This is a genomic window from Streptomyces sp. NPDC001002, assembly GCF_053599215.1.
On the sequence record NZ_JBSFLV010000034.1, the window covers coordinates 50,549 to 68,069 of the forward strand.

General features: G+C 67.1%; 13 protein-coding genes, 1 tRNA gene and 2 pseudogenes. 9 read left to right on the plus strand and 7 right to left on the minus strand.

The features are described from left to right. Positions 1–2 precede the first annotated feature (2 nt). Positions 3–884, minus strand: a complete 882-nt coding sequence (ligD, locus tag ACWDR3_RS17760) for a non-homologous end-joining DNA ligase (protein WP_450353414.1) — start codon at positions 882–884, stop codon at positions 3–5. A 62-nt stretch (positions 885–946) separates the two neighbouring features. On the opposite strand from ligD, the gene ku reads away from it, so the two are divergent. From ku to ACWDR3_RS17780, 4 genes are all read left to right on the plus strand, one after another. Then, the gene (gene ku, locus ACWDR3_RS17765) at positions 947–2,086 is read left to right on the plus strand and encodes a non-homologous end joining protein Ku (protein WP_450353415.1); all 1,140 of its coding nucleotides are present in this window, start codon (positions 947–949) and stop codon (positions 2,084–2,086) included. A 146-nt stretch (positions 2,087–2,232) separates the two neighbouring features. Next, positions 2,233–5,352, plus strand: coding sequence for an AAA family ATPase (locus ACWDR3_RS17770; RefSeq protein WP_450353416.1), 3,120 nt, complete (start codon positions 2,233–2,235; stop codon positions 5,350–5,352). A 199-nt stretch (positions 5,353–5,551) separates the two neighbouring features. Then, a complete protein-coding gene (locus ACWDR3_RS17775; protein ID WP_450353417.1) occupies positions 5,552–8,686 on the plus strand; it encodes an AAA family ATPase in 3,135 nt (1,044 codons plus the stop codon). A 105-nt stretch (positions 8,687–8,791) separates the two neighbouring features. Then, positions 8,792–9,022: a hypothetical protein gene (locus ACWDR3_RS17780; protein ID WP_450353418.1), complete on the plus strand. Its 231-nt coding sequence runs from the start codon at positions 8,792–8,794 to the stop codon at positions 9,020–9,022. A 249-nt stretch (positions 9,023–9,271) separates the two neighbouring features. On the opposite strand, the gene ACWDR3_RS17785 is transcribed toward ACWDR3_RS17780, so the two are convergent. After that, positions 9,272–9,595 carry a CPCC family cysteine-rich protein gene (locus tag ACWDR3_RS17785; RefSeq protein WP_450353419.1) on the minus strand — a complete coding sequence of 108 codons (324 nt, stop codon included), beginning with the start codon at positions 9,593–9,595 and terminating at the stop codon, positions 9,272–9,274. Positions 9,596–9,806: 211 nt separating this feature from the next. On the opposite strand from ACWDR3_RS17785, the pseudogene ACWDR3_RS17790 reads away from it, so the two are divergent. Further along, positions 9,807–10,613: pseudogene (locus ACWDR3_RS17790) on the plus strand (IS5 family transposase). A gap of 80 nt (positions 10,614–10,693) precedes the next feature. Beyond that, a complete protein-coding gene (locus tag ACWDR3_RS17795) occupies positions 10,694–11,293 on the plus strand; it encodes a hypothetical protein (RefSeq protein ID WP_450353437.1) in 600 nt (199 codons plus the stop codon). Between the two features lie 412 nt (positions 11,294–11,705). Here the strand turns inward: ACWDR3_RS17795 and ACWDR3_RS17800 are convergent, their stop codons facing one another. From ACWDR3_RS17800 to ACWDR3_RS17810, 3 genes are all read right to left on the minus strand, one after another. After that, positions 11,706–12,137, minus strand: a complete 432-nt coding sequence (locus ACWDR3_RS17800) for a hypothetical protein (protein ID WP_450353420.1) — start codon at positions 12,135–12,137, stop codon at positions 11,706–11,708. Between the two features lie 760 nt (positions 12,138–12,897). Next, entirely contained in the window at positions 12,898–13,614 is a 717-nt protein-coding gene (locus ACWDR3_RS17805; RefSeq protein WP_450353421.1) for an MAE_28990/MAE_18760 family HEPN-like nuclease, read from the minus strand. After that, entirely contained in the window at positions 13,583–14,557 is a 975-nt protein-coding gene (locus tag ACWDR3_RS17810; RefSeq protein ID WP_450353422.1) for a DUF262 domain-containing protein, read from the minus strand. Before ACWDR3_RS17810 ends, ACWDR3_RS17805 begins: the two co-directional genes overlap by 32 nt. A gap of 360 nt (positions 14,558–14,917) precedes the next feature. Here ACWDR3_RS17810 and ACWDR3_RS17815 point away from each other — a divergent pair. Further along, positions 14,918–15,379: pseudogene (locus tag ACWDR3_RS17815) on the plus strand (FtsK/SpoIIIE domain-containing protein); the annotation flags it as partial. Positions 15,380–15,391: 12 nt separating this feature from the next. Then, positions 15,392–15,637: a hypothetical protein gene (locus tag ACWDR3_RS17820; protein WP_450353423.1), complete on the plus strand. Its 246-nt coding sequence runs from the start codon at positions 15,392–15,394 to the stop codon at positions 15,635–15,637. 290 nt (positions 15,638–15,927) lie between these two features. Here the strand turns inward: ACWDR3_RS17820 and ACWDR3_RS17825 are convergent, their stop codons facing one another. Both ACWDR3_RS17825 and ACWDR3_RS17830 read right to left on the minus strand, forming a co-directional pair. Next, positions 15,928–16,287 carry a hypothetical protein gene (locus ACWDR3_RS17825; protein ID WP_450353424.1) on the minus strand — a complete coding sequence of 120 codons (360 nt, stop codon included), beginning with the start codon at positions 16,285–16,287 and terminating at the stop codon, positions 15,928–15,930. A 441-nt stretch (positions 16,288–16,728) separates the two neighbouring features. Then, positions 16,729–16,800: transfer RNA gene (locus ACWDR3_RS17830), tRNA-Arg, on the minus strand. A 61-nt stretch (positions 16,801–16,861) separates the two neighbouring features. On the opposite strand from ACWDR3_RS17830, the gene ACWDR3_RS17835 reads away from it, so the two are divergent. Further along, positions 16,862–17,464 (plus strand): response regulator, encoded by a 603-nt coding sequence (locus tag ACWDR3_RS17835; protein WP_450353438.1) that lies wholly within the window; start codon positions 16,862–16,864, stop codon positions 17,462–17,464. The last annotated feature ends 57 nt before the right edge of the window (positions 17,465–17,521 follow it).

Sequence of the window (17,521 nt, forward strand, 5' to 3'; positions counted from 1 at the left end):
GGTCACGGCAGCGAGCCCGCCGCGTCCGGGTCCATGAGCGGGGCCAGCAGGTCGCCGTACTCCTCAAGGCGTGGGGCGATGTCCGAGGCCCGGAAGGCCAGCCGGTCCGGGTCCCGGCATTCCTCGACCTCGGACCAGGTCACCGGCGTGGAAACAGTCGGCTCGGGGCGGGCGCGCAGGGTGTAGGGGGTGGCCGTCGTCTTGCGGGCCGCGTTCTGGCTCCAGTCGACGAACACCTTGCCCGGCCGCAGGCTCCGCGTCATCCGGTGCACGACGAGCCGGGGCAGGGCCCGCTCGGCCTCGACGGCGAGCTGTTTGGCGTACTCGCTGACCCGCTCGGACGGCGTCGGCCGCAGCGCGGCCAGCAGGTGCAGCCCCTTCGCGCCCGAGGTCTTGGCGTGCGCGTCGACACCGTCCGCCGCGAGCCGCTCGCGCAGCCACAGCGCGACCTCGCAGCAGTCGACGATCGTGGCGGGCGCCCCCGGATCGAGATCGAACACGATCCGGTCGGCCTCCGCGGGCGCGCCGATCACCCACTGGGGCGTGTGGAACTCGGTGACGAGATTCGCGGCCCACATCAGACTCGCCAGATCCTGTACGAGCACCATCCGCGCCGGCCCCTCCGACCGCGGCACCTCGGCGGTGGTGACCCAGTCGGGCGTACCCGGCGGAACGTTCTTGGTGAAGAACACCTGCCCGTCCGGCCCGTCGGGATAGCGCAGGAAGGAGACGGGCCGGTCCCGCAGATGGGGCAGGAGCGCGGCGGCGGTGGTGGCGTAGTAGTGCAGCACCTCGCCCTTGGTGAAGCCGGTCGCCGGATACAGCACCTTCTCCAGATTGCTGAGCGCGAGCCGTCTCCCCTCCACCTCTGTGATGGGCGTCATACGATGAGAATCTCACGCGATTGGTCAGAGACCTGAGCAAACCGACCGAAAGGGTGCTGCACGTGAGATCCATATGGAACGGCGCCATCTCGTTCGGCCTGGTCAGCATCCCGATCAAGCTGGTGAACGCCACCGAGAGCCACTCGATCTCCTTCCGCCAGATCCACACCGAGGACGGCGGCCGGATCCGGTACCGCAAGTACTGCGACCTGGAGGACCGCGAGGTGACCTCCGCCGAGATCGGCAAGGGGTACGAGGACGCGGACGGCACGATCATCCCGATCACGGACGACGACCTGTCCCACCTCCCGCTCCCCACGGCCCGCACGATCGAGATCGTGGCCTTCGTCCCGGCCGACCGGATCGACCCGCTCCAGATGGACGCGGCGTACTACCTCGCGGCGGGCGGCGCCCCCGCGGCGAAGCCGTACACCCTGCTGCGCGAGGCCCTGAAGCGCAGCAACAAGGTCGCGATCGCCAAGTACGCCCTGCGCGGCCGGGAGCGCCTCGGCATGCTGCGGGTCGTGGACGAGGCGATCGCCATGCACGGCCTGCTCTGGCCGGACGAGGTCCGCGCCCCTACGGGCGTCGCCCCGGACGTCGACGTCACCGTCAACCCCAAGGAACTCGACCTGGCCGACGCCCTGATGGACACCCTCGGCGAGGTCGAACTCTCCGACCTCCACGACGAGTACCGCGAGGCGCTGGAGGAGGTCATCGCGGCCAAGGCGGCGGGCGAGTCCATCCCCGACGCCCCGGCCCCCGCGTCCGGCGGCAAGGTCCTGGACCTGATGGCGGCCCTGGAGAAGAGCGTCCGGGCGGCGCAGGAGTCCCGGGGCGAGGGAACGACGGAGGAGGACGGGGGCGTACCGGAAGCGGGCCGGGCGGAAGAGGCCGAGGTCCGCCGCCTTCCGCAGCGCAAGTCCGCGCGTACGGCGCCGAAGCAGTCGACCGGCAAGAAGTCGACGTCCACGGCGGCGAAGAAGACGGCCGCGAAGAAAGCGACGGCGTCCGCCAGCAAGTCGACGGCGAAGTCGGCGCAGGGGACGAAGAAGGCGGCGGCGAAGAAGACCACGGCCGCCGCGAAGAGGACGACGGCGGCCAAGAGCACCGCGGCGGCCGGGACCACGGCGAAGAGTGCTGCCAAGAGCACTGCCAAGAGCACTGCCAAGAAGGCGGCGCCCCGCAGGCGTTCGGCCTGACGCGCCTCCTCGGACCGGGCCTGAACTGGGCGTCGCTGGCGCTCGATGTCACTCTTTCGTCATGGCGATGATCGGCTGAACGCATCCGTTTCCTATAGGAAGCCGGGCTAGGGTTGGCGGTCCAGCAGCGAGGTGTGGGAGGCCCGATGTCATCGATACCGATGGGGCTGTTCGGTCGGGAGCAGTCACTGGACGCCATCGACGGTCTCTTCGACCGACTGCGCGGGGAGACCCCGATCGACGCGTGGGGCCCCGAGGGCGGGGCGATCGAGCGCACGCTGCTGCTCGTGGGCGAGCCAGGTATCGGCAAGACCTCGCTCCTGGAGGCCGCGGCCAAGAAGGTCGACGACCTTGGCGGACAGGCCCGTTGGGTGGTCGGCCGGCCCGAGGAGGCGGGGCTCGCCTTCAGCGGACTTGACGCTCTCCTCCATCCCTGGCACAAGACCCTGGCCGGCATCGACGCCGAGGACAGGTCGATGCTCCAGACCGCCCTGCGCGGGGGAGAACCGGCCACCGGCGGCACACTCGCACTGGCCGGGGCGCTGCTCCGGGTGCTGTCCACGTGGGCCGACACGGGACCGGTCCTGGTGATCATCGACGACCTCCAGTGGCTCGACCAGTCCTCCCACGACCTGCTGAGCCTCTGCGCCCGCCGCCTCGAAGGCGAGCCCGTGGGCTTCCTCCTCGCCTCCCGTCCTACGGGACTGCCGGCCGGGTGGATGCGCCAGAGCACCCTGCACCGGCTGGAGGACCTCGACGAGATCCAGGCCGCCCGCCTCCTCGACTCCCTCGCGACACCGCCGGAGGGCCGGACCCGTCGGCAGGTGCTGCGGCAGGCCGGCGGCAACCCGCTCGCCCTGGTCGAGCTGTCCCGCGCGGCGGCCACCCGCTCGATCGGCGAGGAGTGGGTCGGCCTCGAACTCCCCCTCACCGAACGCCTGGAACAGCTCTTCGCCGCCGACCTGGAGCCCCTTCCGCGACCGACCCGCCGCCTCCTCACGTTGGCCGCGGTCGCCGACCTGCCGGACATGGCGGCGCTGGCGGAGATCCTGGGCGATGTGCTGCTGCCGGAACCGGAAGATGCGGGGTTGGGGGAGGGGCGGGAGGCGGGGGGTAACTCGCGGGAGGTGGACGGGGGTTCGCTGGATTCGTCGGTCAAGTCGCAGGAAGCGCGAGGCAACTCGCAGGACGCGGATGAGGGTTCACAGGACCCGTCGGTCAACTCGCAGGAGGCGGATGGGGGTTCGCAGGACTCGTCGGTCAACTCACAGGAGGCGGATGGGAGTTCGCAGAACTCGTCGGCCAGCTCGCAGGAGACAGATGGGGGTTCGCCGGACCCGTCGGTCAACTCGCCGGACGCGCAAGGCAACCCACCGGACCCGCACACCCCGACCCGTCGAGCCCAGGTCGCCCGGGCCGCCGACGAAGCCTGGGCCGTGGCCGAGAAGGCCGGACTGCTGACCCTCCGGGAAGGCGTGGTCCGGTTCCGGCATCCCCTGGTCCGGTCGGCCGTCCTGGCCGCCGCGCCGTTCGACGAGCGGTCCCAGGCGCACCGCCTGATCGCGTCCGTGCCCGACCTCGACGAGGACCGCCGGGCCTGGCACCGGGCCGCCGCCATGGTCACGGCGGACGAGAGCGTGGCCGCCGCCCTGGAGGCCACCGCGGAACGCGCCCGCCGCCGCGGCGGCTACGCGGCGGCCGCGATGACCCTGGAACGGGCCGCCCAGCTCAGCCCACGCACGGACGACCGGGTCCGCCGGCTCAACGCGGCCGCCGAGTTCGCGGCATGGGCCGGCCATCCGCGTTGGGTGGCCGAACTCACCTCCACCGTCGCCGCCATCGCCCACACCGACGAGGCCCGGGTGCTGGCCGACACGATGGGCGGCTGGGCGTTCGTGCTGACCAGCCGGCACGGCGAGGCGATGGACCGCCTGATGGCGGCCGCCGACGCCTCGTGGCCGGACCGGCCCGACCGGGTCATGGACGCGCTCGGCACCGCGGCCACGGTCGGCTACCAGAGCGGCGACCCGCGGTTCCGCACGGCCATCCTGAACCGCTACCGACGGCTTCCGCCCCGTGAACCGACCTTCGACTCGGCCTGGGTGCTCGCCAGTTGTGACGTGCTCGCCTCGCGCGAGGAGGCCCTCGACCATCTGCACCGGGCGGCCGCCCAGGAGGACAAGTCGCTCATGGCCTGGGCGGCACTCGGCGCCGCCGCGTGGGCGCTGGACGAGACCGAGATGGCCGTACAACTGCTCGGCACCATGCTGGAGATCTACCGTCAGGCCGCCACCGCCGGAGCGAACGCCACCGTCGCCTCGGCGCACGCGCTCGCCCTCTTCGAGGTCGGCCGCTGGCCCGCGGCCCTCGCCAGTCTGAGCGAGTCCGTCCGGGCGGCGTCCGCCGCAGGCGGGATGGAGATCGCCACCGTCAGCAATCACATCCTCGCCAGCGCGCTCGCCGCCGTGCGCGGCGACAGCGAGCGCGCCCGGCAGACGCTCGCCGACGCCGTCCGCGACTACGACCTGCGCGGCACCCGCACCTTCGACGTACGCGCCCGTCAGGCGAGCGCGCTGGCCGCACTGGCGGAGGGCGATCACGAGGTCGCGTACTTCCACCTCAGCCGGTACTTCCACCGCGACGGCAGCCCCGTGCATTACCACAGCTCGTACCACGGACTCGGCGACCTGGCGGCCAGCGCCGTACGCACGGGCAGGTCCGCGGAGGCGCGGGTCACGCTCGACACGGCCATGGGGCAACTGCCCGCCAAGATCTCGCTGCGGCTGCATCTCATCCTGTGCCGGGCCCAGGGCCTGCTCACCGACGACGCCACGCGCGCCGAAGAGCTGCTCCGCGAGGCGGCGTTCACCCCCGAGGGCGACCAGTGGCCCTTCGAACGCGCCCTCGCGCTGGCCGACTTGGGGGAGTGGCTACGTCGTCGTCAGCGCCCTGCCGATGCCCGCGCACCCCTGGGTGAGGCACTGGAACTCTTCCAGGGGCTCGGGGCGGTGCCCTGGGCGACCCGCACGGCAGCGGAGTTGCGGGCCACCGGCGTCGACACCGCCGAGGGGCGGCGCCCGGACGCGACCATGGAACTCACCCCGCAGCAGCTGGCCATCGTCCAACTCGCCGCGCAGGGACTGTCGAACAAGGAGATCGCGGCCCGGCTGTTCCTCTCGCCGCGCACGGTCGGCTTCCACCTCAACCGGGCGTTCCCCAAGCTCGGGGTCACCTCACGTTTCCAACTGCGGGACGTCGTCGCCTGAACGGGCAGAAAGACCGGCCCGATGACTACCTGAGAGGGCAAGTCAGGTCGTCTGACAGAAGCCGCCGATGCCGCCGGCCCACCAGACTGACGACCAGCCGAAGGCGCACCCGAAGCCTGGGCGTACCGCCCCTCTCAGCTGCCGAAACAGCAGCGCAGCGCACCGTGGCGCCCTACCCAGAACACAGGGAGAGTGCAGGATGAGCCGCACGATTTCCCGCTTGCCCGGACAGGACGAGCGGCTGTTCCTCTCACCGCCGGACCTCCGGGCCGGTGGCGACGCGGTGACCGGCACGTCCTCGGTGAGGGACGCGGTGTCCGGTACGTCTTCGGCGGGTGACGTGGTGACGGGCACGACCTCGGCGAGTGACAGTGACCTGGCGACCGGCACGTCCTCCGCGAGTGACGCGATGACCGGCACGCTCTCGGCGGGTGACGTGGTGACGGGCACGTCCTCGGTGAGGGACGCGGTGTCCGGCACGTCCTCCGCGGGTGGCACGGTGACCGGCACGTCCTCCGCGGCGAGTGACATGGTGACCGGCACGCTCTCCGCGACGGACCCGTGCGCCCCGTTCCGCCTCGTGGGGCGGTCGGCGGAGCTGCGGGTCGTGCACTCGCTGCTCGCCGCGGCCGTCGACAAGGGCGCCGCGCTGATGCTGACCGGAGCGGCCGGGGTGGGCAAGACCGCGCTGCTCGACGAGGCGGCGCAGCGGGCGGCCGACGCCGGCTTCCGGGTGCTGCGGGTCACCGGGTCGCAGTTCGACCGGACCGTCGGCTTCGCGGGGCTGCACCAGATGCTGCAGCCGCTGTCCGAGGAGATCGCGGCCCTGCCGTCCCGGCAGGCGGCGACCCTGCAGGCCGTACTCGGACTGTCCGACGAGCAGCCGGTGGAGTTCATCGCCATCGCCAGCGCCGTACATGCCCTGCTCTCTCAAATCGCCACCAGGGCAAGGCCGTTGGCACTGGTCGTCGACGACGCGGCCTGGCTGGACCGGCCCAGCGCGATGGTGCTGGGGATCGTCTCCCGCTACGTACGCACCGGATCCATCGCCCTGCTGGCCGCGTCCCGGACCGGCGACGAGTCCTTCCTGAGCGGCACCGGGATGGCCACGCACGAGATCCAGCCGCTCGACGACATCGCGGCGACCGCGTTGGTGGCGGAACGATTCCCCGCCCTGGCTCCCCGGGTTCGCCGGCGCCTGGTCGCGGAGGCCTGCGGCAACCCGCTGGCCCTGCTCGAACTGCCCAGCACGCTCAACACACCGCAGCAGACCGAGCGCAGCACACTGCCGGCCGTCCTCCCGCTGACCGAGCGGCTCAAGCGGATCTACTGCGAGGGCGTCAGCGCCCTCCCGGCCGGCACCCGCAAGCTGCTCCTGCTCGCGGTCCTGGACGGCTCCGGCGAGCTGCGCACCTTGCGGCGCGCCATGGCGACCCCCGAGGCGCAGCCCGGACTGTGCCCCGCCGAGCGCGGCGGCCTCGTACAAGTCGACGTAGAGACAGGGAAGTTGGTTTTCCGGCACCCGCTGACCCGGTCCGCCGTCATGGAACTGTCGACCAGCGCCGAGCGCCGGTGGGCCCATCAGGTGCTCGCCGAGGAGTTCCCGGCCGGCTCCGAACGGCGGGCCCTGCACCTGGCCGACGCGGCGGTCGGACCCGACGAGCACGTGGCCGGTCTGCTGCACGAACTCGCCTACGGCACCCTGCGCCGCGGAGACGCCGTCGGCGCCATCAACGCCCTGCTGCGCGCCTCTGAACTCAGCACCACCGGGGCGGCCAAGGGACGCAGGCTCGCCGAGGCGGCCTGCCTGGGGGCCAACGTCACCGGCGATCTGCGCAACGTGCGCGACCTCCTGGACAACGCCACCGGCGCGGACTCCCGGGCCACCACGTCCCTCCCGGCCGCCGTCGCCGCGGCCAGCCAACTCCTCAACGGCGAAGGCGACGTTGACACCGCCCAGCGGCTCCTGGTCAACGCGATCGACAACGATGCCACCCTGCGGCCGAGCGACGACACCATGCTCTCCGAGGCGCTGCACACCCTGCTCAGGGTCTGCTTCTTCAGCGGCCGACCGGACGTATGGCGCTCCGTCGACACCGCGCTGGACCGCCTCCATCCCGATGCCGTGGGCCATCAACTCCCCGTTCTGCGCGCCACCTTGGGCGACCCGGCCCACCTGGCCCTGCCCGTACTGCCCCGCCTCGACGAACTGATCTCCGGCCTCCACCGCGAGACGGACCCCACCCGTATCGTCCGTACGGCCGCCGCGGGCTCCTACGTCGACCGCCTGCTGGGCAGCCGCAGTTCACTCCGGCGCGTCGTCGACGACGGCCGCGGCGGCGGAGCCGTCACCCTGGCGATCGAGGCCCTCTTCCTCCTGGCCAACGACGCCTACACCACAGGCCAATGGGACGACATCCCCGCCCTCACCGACGAGGGCCTGGGCTGGTGCACGACGCACAACTACCGCCTCCAGGCCTGGCCGGGCCGCTTCCTGCAGGGCCTACTGGCGGCGGCCCGAGGCGACGAAGGCACCGCCCGCACACTCGCCAACACCCTTGTCTCCTGGGGGAATCCACGAGGCCTGGGCATCCTGCGCACTTACTCCGCCCACATCAAGTCCCTCTCCTCGCTGGGCAACGCGGACTTCGGCATGGCGTACTACCACTTGACGTCGGTGACGGAGGCCGGCCGCCTGACGTCTCCTCACGACCTGTGGCTGCTCTGGGACTTCGTGGAGGCCGCGGCCCACAGCGGCCACCACGCGGAAGCGGCGGCCCACTTGGAAGCGATCGGCGCGCTGGGAATCCGTCGACTCTCCCCACGCCTGGCGATGATCGCGGACGGCGCGGCAGCCATAGCCGACCAGGGCTCGGTGGACCGGGACCTCTTCGAACGCGCCCTCGCCACCCCCGGCGCCGAGTGCTGGCCCTTCGACCTGGCCCGCATCCACCTCGCCTACGGCGAACGCCTCCGCCGGGCCCGGGCCAGCGTCGCGGCCCGCCCCCACCTGACCGCCGCCCTGGCCACGTTCGAACGCTTGGGCGCGGCCCCCTGGACCACCCGAGCGGCGAACGAACTCCGCGCGACAGGCCTCCAGACCCGCCCCACGGACCCCACGGAGACCCGCCCTTCCCCCCTGACCCCCCAGGAATGGCACACGGCCCAACTGGCGGCAACAGGCCTGACGAACAAACAGATAGCGGCCCAACTGTTCCTGTCCCCACGGACGGTCGCGGCCCACCTCCGCAACGCCTATCCCAAGCTGAACATCACGTCTAGGGCGGGGTTGCGGGATGCGCTGACGGGGTTGGCGGGGGAGGCGGAGGGCTAGCGAAGCGGCAGGGGAGGGGCGTGGGAGGGCTGGCGGAGGGTTAGAGGCCACGCAGGCATCGCGCGAACGGTTGTTCGCCTGCTCAACTGCCCCGATACTGACCCGATGTTGATCAACTTGATTCTCCGAGTCCTGCCGTTCTGGATCCGCGAACCCCTCCTCATCGCCGTCTGCCTCTCCTTCTCCGGCCTCGCCCTCTACTGGTACTTCATGGTCGGAGAGTGGCAACGAGCAGCGTTCGGCGTGGCGTTCCTCGCGGTCGCGGTCCTGAGGGGGTTCGTTCTGCGAGGTGAGTTGAGATCGCGCCGAAGAGCCGCGGACCAGCCGACCACATGAACCCGCACCCGGCGGCTCGCCATGGCGTCCCGGTGGGGAGTGGGTGGACGGCTTCGGCGCGCAGCCCGTCGAGCATGAAGGCGACACCGCGCCGCCAGACGCCGGGAGGCGGGGCCTTGGCGGCACGGGCGATGCCGAGGACGGAGAACCTGTCGTCACGGCTGAAGTCGGGACGCAGGGCACGGGCCGGCTGGGCCTGCCTGATCTGGTGCGGTGGTGGTGCGGAAGCAGACTGCATGTCTGCGTCTGTCAGGAGCGGTTGTGGAGGGTCGCCGTTCCGTACGGTGTGCCGCTGTCGGGGTGCTCGTGGGGGAGCGGGTCCCGCACGAGGTGGGTGTCGCGTTCGCTGGACGCGCCGATCTCCTGGTAGTTGCGGCGGCCCTCTCGGAGGCTCAGACCGTGGTTGGGGCCTCCTCGGACCTCATCCGCGTTGTGCTCGTCCTGCCCGTCGTCCTCCCAGAAACAGACCGGGCAGATCTCGTACATCCCGCGCTCGGCGAGGGTGATGAAGCCGCAGCAGGGGCAGCGGTACGGTCCGTCCTCGGCGCTACCGCGGACATTGATATAGGTCACGGCTCCACCCTTGCCCACCAACACCGCAAGGGCCCACGACTTTTGGCGGGGTGACTTGTCAGGCAGAAGCCTCGCACCGTTCGCCCCTTACGGCCTGGCGGGCAGGCCAAGGCGGTTGTCCAGGTCACCGGGTCTAAGAGCTCGTGACAAGATCTTGTTGAAGTGCCCTGCTCGGGCGGGACTGTTGTGACGATCTGACCGTTCGGTAGGTGTGACGACTCGAGCGTGGATCGTGGACGACGACTTGTGGGCGCTGATCGAACCATTGCTGCCGCCCTGGCCCAAGCGGTCGCCGGGGCCGAAACCGGTGTCGGACCGGTTGTGCCTGCAGGGCATCCTGTATGTCCTGCACCAGGACGTCGCCTGGCAGCTCCTGCCCCTGGAGCTGGGGTTCGGCTCAGGACAGACCTGCTGGCGGCGTCTGGATCGCTGGCAACAGACAGGGGTCTTCGACCAGTTGCACCGCATTCTGCTCGCGAAATTGAATGCGGCCGGCGAACTCGACTGGTCTCGCGTGTGCGTGGACGGCTCCCACGTCCGCGCGAAAAGGGGGGAGCCGCGACCGGCCCGTCGCCGGTCAACCGGCACAAGGCGGGTAGCAAACACCATCTGATCTGCGACGGGAAGGGCACCCGCTCAAGGTGCTCACCACTGCGGCAAACGTGAATGACATCACCCAGACCCTCGCCCTCGTCGACGGCATTCCGCCCGTCGCCGGACGTCCGGGCCATCCCCGCCGACGCCCCGACGCCCTGCTGGGCGACAAGGCATACGACTCCCGGGCCGTCCGTCATGAACTGCGCAAACACCGGATCGTGCCGGTGATCTCCCGCAAGGGCGCCCCGAACATCCAAGGGCTGGGCAAGCTCCGCTACGTCGTCGAGCAGACCTTCGCCCTGCTCCACCAGTTCAAACGCCTCGCTGTCCGATGGAACGACGCCTCGAACTCCACAACGCCTTCCTCTCGTTGGCCTGCAGCCTGATCTGCTGGCGGCGCCTCATGAGGAACCACTCATGAACGTACTGCGAGCTCGAAACCGACAAGCGCCGAAGGGGCGGGTCGTGAGAGGGTGCGGTTCGATCTGGGATTGGGGAATTGTGGGGCTGATCTACGGCTACGACATCTATCTGCGTCCTCGGAATGTCGCCAGGGCGTTGGCCAGTCTGGCCGAGCTGGCGCCACCGTCCCGTGCCGTGCCGCCGCTTGAGGTCGCCCTGCCCGGCGGTGACCGGCTCGTCCTCCCGTTCACGTCACATTTCAAGAGCGAGCCGGTCGACTGCTCCACGACCAGCACGCTCGAGCTCGACACGTCCCTCATGTTCGACGTCGATGATGCACTGCGTGAGTACGCGCGGACGAACGGCCCTGAACCCGAGGCGGACGGACGCATCCAGATCGGGTACATCTACGCGACGATCCGGTTCGAGTCCGTTCTGCACCCTGGCTACACGTCGGTGGGTTGCTGGGCAGCGACGTCGGGGATGAGCCGCTTGTTTGCGCGGTCGGCCAACATAAGGAAGGTGTTCACCGACCTCACCGGCGACAGCGGAGGAGTGTGCTGCCTGTTCGACACTGGCGACGGCGCCCCAGAGCAAGTGTGCTGGCTCAACGGTGAACCCACCCAGGAGATAGTCCCCGGTCCCCGCTTTCCAGATCGGCGAGCACTTGCGGCGGCTTGGTCCGACCCCGAGAAATGAGCATCGGCACTCCCTCACTGAGACCACAAGATCGTGTTACGAGCTCTTAGTGTTGTCTGGGGTCTTGGGGAGCTGGGGTTTTGTTGCTCAGGGCGCGTCTCATATGCGGCTAAGTGGTCGTCATTGGTCGGCGCTGTTTCTTGTTGAGCAACCTCGGACAGCCTAGGGGCGGCCCAGTTTTGATCGGTCCAAGTCCTCCCCTCCACCCACGACAGACAACTTCGAGGCGGTCTGTTTGAACATCAGCCACGGCAGTTGGCCACGATGCTGGGTTCACCGACCTATCCGGCCAGCGCCTCGTTACCCTATAAGCCCCAGCCAGGCGAGGGGCTCATGGTCGACCAGAACAAGGCTCGCCGCCAGACCGTCACTGTCTCTTCGGGGCCGTTCGCCGGGGAGCGCGGAATATCTGCTAGGCGGCGGGTAGGACCTGGGGAAGCGCTTTGGAAAACATCTCGTACGCACCCAGCAGGCCTCGGCGCTGATCGAGCCAATGTTGTTTCAAGGGTGAGTCGTAATTCGTCACATGGGCAGGGTCACGGCGGAGGGCATCGACGGCAAAGAGTGCCTGTTCAAGCAACCTAAGGGCTGCACCCGAAATACGCTCAAGCTCCGCGACCTCACACACCACCACAAGATCGAAGTGCCCTCGGAGCACTGCTCCTTCCGCTTTGCGTAGCTTGTCGCGCGCCTCGCTTGGCTGTTGCCCATCGCTGAGGATGTAGATCAGTTCGTCAAGGGCATCGATTGCCTCTCCTAGCTTTGCTTGGAAGGCGAGGCAGTTTTGGCGACGCCACTCATCATGTTGACGCCGCCGCTCCTCTTCCCTGCTCTGCTTGTCCAACTCGCTCTGCTGAAGCACCTGTACACGCGTGCTACGGGCTGTCAATCCGGCCCCCACAGCAACCCCTGCTGTGCCCGCGAGTCCTGCTAAGCCTGCGGCCCAGACCGCAGCGACCCCCTGATCCATAGAAGCATTTTGCCGTGCTCATTGCCGGCAGGGTAGAGCTGGGCCACCATCGTCGGTCACGCTGGCATGACCGCCTCCGAACAACACCCGCAAGGTCATCAGCTTGGGAAGCTCGGGTTTTCTGACGGCCATTGCTCCGTTGACCTGCGGCGGGGTGGTCTCGGGGCCTTGGTCGCATCCGTGGCCGGTCCCCGCTGTTCCCCGTGGTTCCCCGCAGGATCTGGCACGCGAATGGCACGACCCGTTCGCTGCGGAGAACCCTGGGCGGAAGCTCGGTTTGGGGCCTGAGCCTCAGCCGACGACAGTCAGCCACGACGGCGGGCGTGTCGACCGATCAGGCGCGCGTGTGTTTCGCTGTACCGCCATCGGCCCCAGCCACGCTATCCAAGGTTTTCGTCGACCAGAGCAACTCGTGACGGCCGGTTCGCAAGGATGCAACCGATGCACTCGGCTTGGGAAGCTGCGAGCATTTGCGGAAGGTTGGAGTGCTGGCCTGGGCGAACGACCGAATTTCGCTCTCTCCGACCTTGGCCTCGTTTACCGTGATCTCCCACTGTTCCCCGCTCGTTCAAGTGCGCTTGTGATGCATAGAAACCCGGGGGTGATGCTCACCGGGCTCGGTCGGGAAGGGCTCCTAACGAGGATCCCGGTAGAAGTCCCTGGTCGACGCCTTGCTATCCACGTCCGCGAGGAACTCGCACCATCTTCGCTCCCAAATATCCACTAGATTTCTGAGTTCGCCGATCGAATAGTTTCGGCCAACTTCTTCGGGCGTGCGCTGACCGTGAGCGATGCTGTTACGTTCAGAAACGACGGTGTTGATGCGCCCCCACGCTTCCCGAAGAATAGGGCCGGGAGGGTTTAATCCATAGACTTGGCACAATGTGGCTACCTGGGCGGTCTTCATGTGACTTCCGTCGTTTGGGAAAATATTCGAGTTAATAGAGCAGGCCTTGTCGAGAAGTGCATCGATTATTCCTCTTCCGGAGCCCTTCCAGATTTGCGGCGCAGAGATATCTGTAAGCGCCCGCAGCTTTGCGTGAATAGCGAATACCTGGAATTCAGGCTTGAGTCTTCTGTTGCCGAGCTTCAATTGAACGGCGGATTCCAGAAGAGTGCGAGATATCCCTTTTAGGAGATTCTCGTACGCGGCATACAGGAGCACGATGCTGAGGCCTCTTGTTTCTCGCGAGACGTCAATAGGTGCTGTTGCTCCTGGGGCGCCTGGAGATGAGTCCGTGGCGTCAAGAAGTTTGCGTACAACCGCGATGCGCTGTCGAAACTCCTTCTCTAGCGGGCTACGGTCAAAGATCGGGCGCCTACCCAAGGAACTTTCCCTTGGCGAGCTCAATTCGGCCGCGTACGCGCGGCCTGCTGTTGGTGGCGCCGGTTACAAAAGCCCGAAGCTCTTCCGAGAATACCCAATTCATGTCAGGTACCCCGATCTTAGGGTTTTCACGGAGAGCCAGCGCTGCGCCTACGGATACGGCTTCGAATAGGTTGACAGGAGTCTGCCCCTTCCTGCTCTTGAGGCCATCTGGGAAGCATGAGGCTAGGTATTTGAAGGTGCTGTTAAATACCGCTTCCCTCGACGAGATCTTTGGCGCTTTGTGAGCGTCTGCAATGAAGTCGTCAAGGAAATCTTTGACCGAGTGGTCAAATTTCTGGTAGCGGTCAAGGAAGGCAAAGAATCGAAGGACGTAATCTTCGCGAGTTCCGTCCTTCTGTCGGGCGACAGGAAGCTTGACAATGGTGTTGAAGTTTTCGTCTTCGGCAAGCCTTCCAAGGAGGTCAACAAATTCTCCTCTATATACGCACTCGCGGATCTCCTGATCGGTGAGCTCGATTCCGCCGGTGTTCAGACGCTCGAACAAGTCGTAGCGTACTTGCAGTTCGCTCTTGTCGTTAAGAATGATGATCTTGAGAGGCCGGTCCTCGAATGTGGTGCGAATATCCTCAGGCAATCCGTCGAAGGCGTAGCCTTCGAAGGTGGTCAGCTTCTCAAGGTCGGTTAGGCGAAGAGGGTCGCCGTCCAGGTTTGCGGCGCTTCTCGTGTCCTCATCTCCGGCGAAATTAACCAGGGTGAGTAGTCTTTGGAGGCCGTCGACCACCTCCCAGCGGGTCTGTTCTCCGCTAGCGCTATTAGTTGCCATGAATAGTGGAGGGACAGGAATCCCCAGCATGACTGACTCGATTAGGCGCGACTGGCGGGACTTATCCCATCGAAATTGACGCTGGTAGACAGGAGCGATATCGATCCGCCTTTTGCTGACACGCCGCAGAAGCTCGTCCACAGTGACGTCGTAAGTGTCGAAATCGACTTTACGTCGCTGAGCTGCTAGCTGCGTCCGCTGTTCGGTGGGTGCGACGGGCGTAGACACGTTTTCCCTGTCTCTTGGACGGTCAGGTGGATCCTCGATGGAGTATGTCCAACATACTCATATGAGCACCTCTGCGGGGGGTTTCAGGGATCCAATAGCGAGCGGTCGGCGGAGCGGCTTTGAGGTGGCGCTGCTGTGGCGCGAGTGATCATGGCCCCGCAAGCTTGCGATGCGTTGGAGCAGTCTGTGGACCTGCCTGGTAAAGCACAACGTTGGGCTACCTTCTCCTGGCGTCGGCCGGCTGATTGCCATGAGCGCGGCACGGACACCGGCCGGGCTGTCCCCGTCGTCGTGATTGTCGACGAGATCGCGGAACTGTTCCTCGTGGCGAGCCGTAGCGAGAAGGACGAAGCGCACGCGGCCGGCACGGCGTTGATCCGGCTCGCCCAACTCGGCGCCGCGCTCGGGGTGTTCCTCGTCGTGGCCGGCCAGCGAGTGGGATCCGACCTGGGGTCGGGCGTCACGGCACTGCGTGCCCAACTCGGCGGACGTGTGTGCCACCGAGTGGCCGATCCCGGTACGGCGGAAATGGCGCTTGGGGACCTCAATCCCGATGCCCTCAAGGCTGCGCAAGCCATCACCCCCGAGCAGGCCGGTACGGCCGTGCTGGCCTCCGGCGACGGTTGGGAGCGCGCTCGCTCGCACCTTGTCACCGAGGCGGACGCGGAAGCGATCGCGGCCGAGTACGCGCACCTCACCCCGTTCCTGCCCGAGCTGTTCACCGAGGCCAAGTGAGAGGGGGCTGTCGTGCTGGTTTCCATGTCGGCCGTCGTGCTGCTCGGCCTGTGCATCTGGTTCCTGCTGCGCATCCGCTACCTGCGCTGGGCGGACACCCTGCTCTGCGGAACCTTCGGCTTCCTGGTGGCAAAGACAGTTGCCGCGCCGGTGGTTCAGGCGACTCTCCTCGCCGTCAACGGCTTTCTCGGTCAGCTCCGGCTCATCGACGTACTGGCGTGTGTGGGAAGAAGAGAGGCTGTTCGCCCTTCCTCCTGAACGCGTCGATTCGCCATTTTCCGGACGTCCGTACGACCTGCGGCACGCATGCATCACACGATGGCTGAACGCAGGAGTACCCATTGCTGAAGTGGCACGGCGAGTCGGTAACTCACCAGAAGTCATCCATCGCCGCTATCACGGTTGCATTGACGGCCATGAGGAAGCAGCCAACGTCGAGATCGCGAAGTCGCTTGAGGAGGAAGGAGACACGATGTAGCAGCACATCGCGAGATATCAATGGCCGGTGTGGGGCAATCTGCGTCGCCTCTAGGTGCAGAATGTAGATCTCACGGTTTGCTTGCGACCGCATACGCTGCACCAGCGCAGAAGGAAGACCCGACCATGCCATAGAATATGCGTGCCATCATCCCCCGCTTCTTCCATCGAGACCTCGGGGATTTGGCCGCCTCCATGATCTTGAGTGATTCTAGGTTCATTGTGCTGGCGAGCAATGACTCTAAGTCCTTGATGGACTTCTCACCCACTGCCATTATTGCGTTTAGGCGCAGATCGTTAAGTATCGCTCCGAATGAGGATGTTGCGCCGATTAAGCATACGGTGACCGCAAGCGTCACCCGGCCATCATTGATTGCGAGGATGAATGCGTTGGTCAGAAATGCCGCTGTAATTAGGTGGTAGTTGACCACGCTATGTCGCTGATTGGCATACAGCTCGTAGACTGCCCATGCATGACTCAGAGCAGTTTCAAGTCGGTCTGGTGTGCCACTAGGTTGTCCCACGCCTCAAGTGTCCGAGCCAGTGCGCTGCTCTAGCGCCGAATCGATCGGGTCCGGTTGTGAAGGTGCGGCGACGGGCTGAGATCAGCTCCCGCCCGCCCGACCTCCCGCGGAGGATCGCTTGGGGGAAGTCCAATACCTCGGCTCCGGTTCGGGCAGATCTCAGGAGCGCCAGCGGCTGCTGGGCGGTCGGCCGCGAGCGTAGTACGCAGGGGTGTCGCGTGTATCGCAGATAGTGCGTGGACAGTGAGAGGCAACGAGAAAGAGCGGGAGTCAGTGAGACTGACTCCCGCTCTCTCATGTCGGCATCCGCACAGGTCAGAGCATGATTTCCGCTGACTGACTGGCGAGTGCCCCCGGCAGGATTCGAACCTGCGCACACGGCTCCGGAGGCCGTTGCTCTATCCCCTGAGCTACGGGGGCGTGTCGGTGGCGCGGTGTGCGCGGCGACGGGTTGAACACTACCAGCTCCGTGGGGGTGTTCATGAACGGGTTTTGGGGGGTCGGGGCACCGACCCCGCGTCCCTCGCACGGGGTGGAAGTGGGGAAAACCCGGACGCGGTGGCCGGTCCGGACCTACTCTCGAGTTGTGCCAGGCGCGTCGGGCCGGGTTCTTGTTGTGGACGACAACAAGGTCATCCGGCAGTTGATCAGGGTCAATCTCGAGCTTGAGGGTCTCGAGGTCGTGACCGCGGCCGATGGTGCCGAGTGTCTGGATGTCATTCATCAAGTGCGGCCCGATGTGGTCACCCTGGACGTGGTCATGCCCCGGTTGGACGGGCTCAGGACTGCGGCCCGGCTGCGTTCCGACCCGCGGACCCGTGAGCTGCCCCTCGCCATCGTCAGCGCCTGTACTCAGTACGAGGTCGAGAGTGGCCTCGACGTCGGCGTCGACGCGTTTCTCGCCAAGCCCTTCGAACCCGCCGAACTCGTACGCCTCGTACAGGAGTTGATCGAGCGGAAGCGGAGTGGGCGCGGTGGGTGGGATGCGTCGAGCGAGCCGGACGGGGGAGACGGGGCCGGCGGGGGTGGCGGCCTGGGGAGCGCCTTCGGGGCCGTCGGCGAGGCCGAGCGCGCCAGTAGTTAGCAGTGCATGCGCCAGCCGTCAGTAGTCAGTAGTCGGCAGTCCATGCGCCAGCCGTCA

Bases quoted from the DNA above. Each gene is read 5' to 3' on its own strand.
- ligD (WP_450353414.1), bottom strand. From the start codon at position 884: ATGACGCCCATCACAGAGGTGGAGGGGAGACGGCTCGCGCTCAGCAAT.
- ACWDR3_RS17770 (WP_450353416.1), top strand. From the start codon at position 2,233: ATGTCATCGATACCGATGGGGCTGTTCGGTCGGGAGCAGTCACTGGAC.
- ACWDR3_RS17775 (WP_450353417.1), top strand. From the start codon at position 5,552: ATGAGCCGCACGATTTCCCGCTTGCCCGGACAGGACGAGCGGCTGTTC.
- ACWDR3_RS17780 (WP_450353418.1), top strand. From the start codon at position 8,792: ATGTTGATCAACTTGATTCTCCGAGTCCTGCCGTTCTGGATCCGCGAA.
- ACWDR3_RS17835 (WP_450353438.1), top strand. From the start codon at position 16,862: ATGAACGGGTTTTGGGGGGTCGGGGCACCGACCCCGCGTCCCTCGCAC.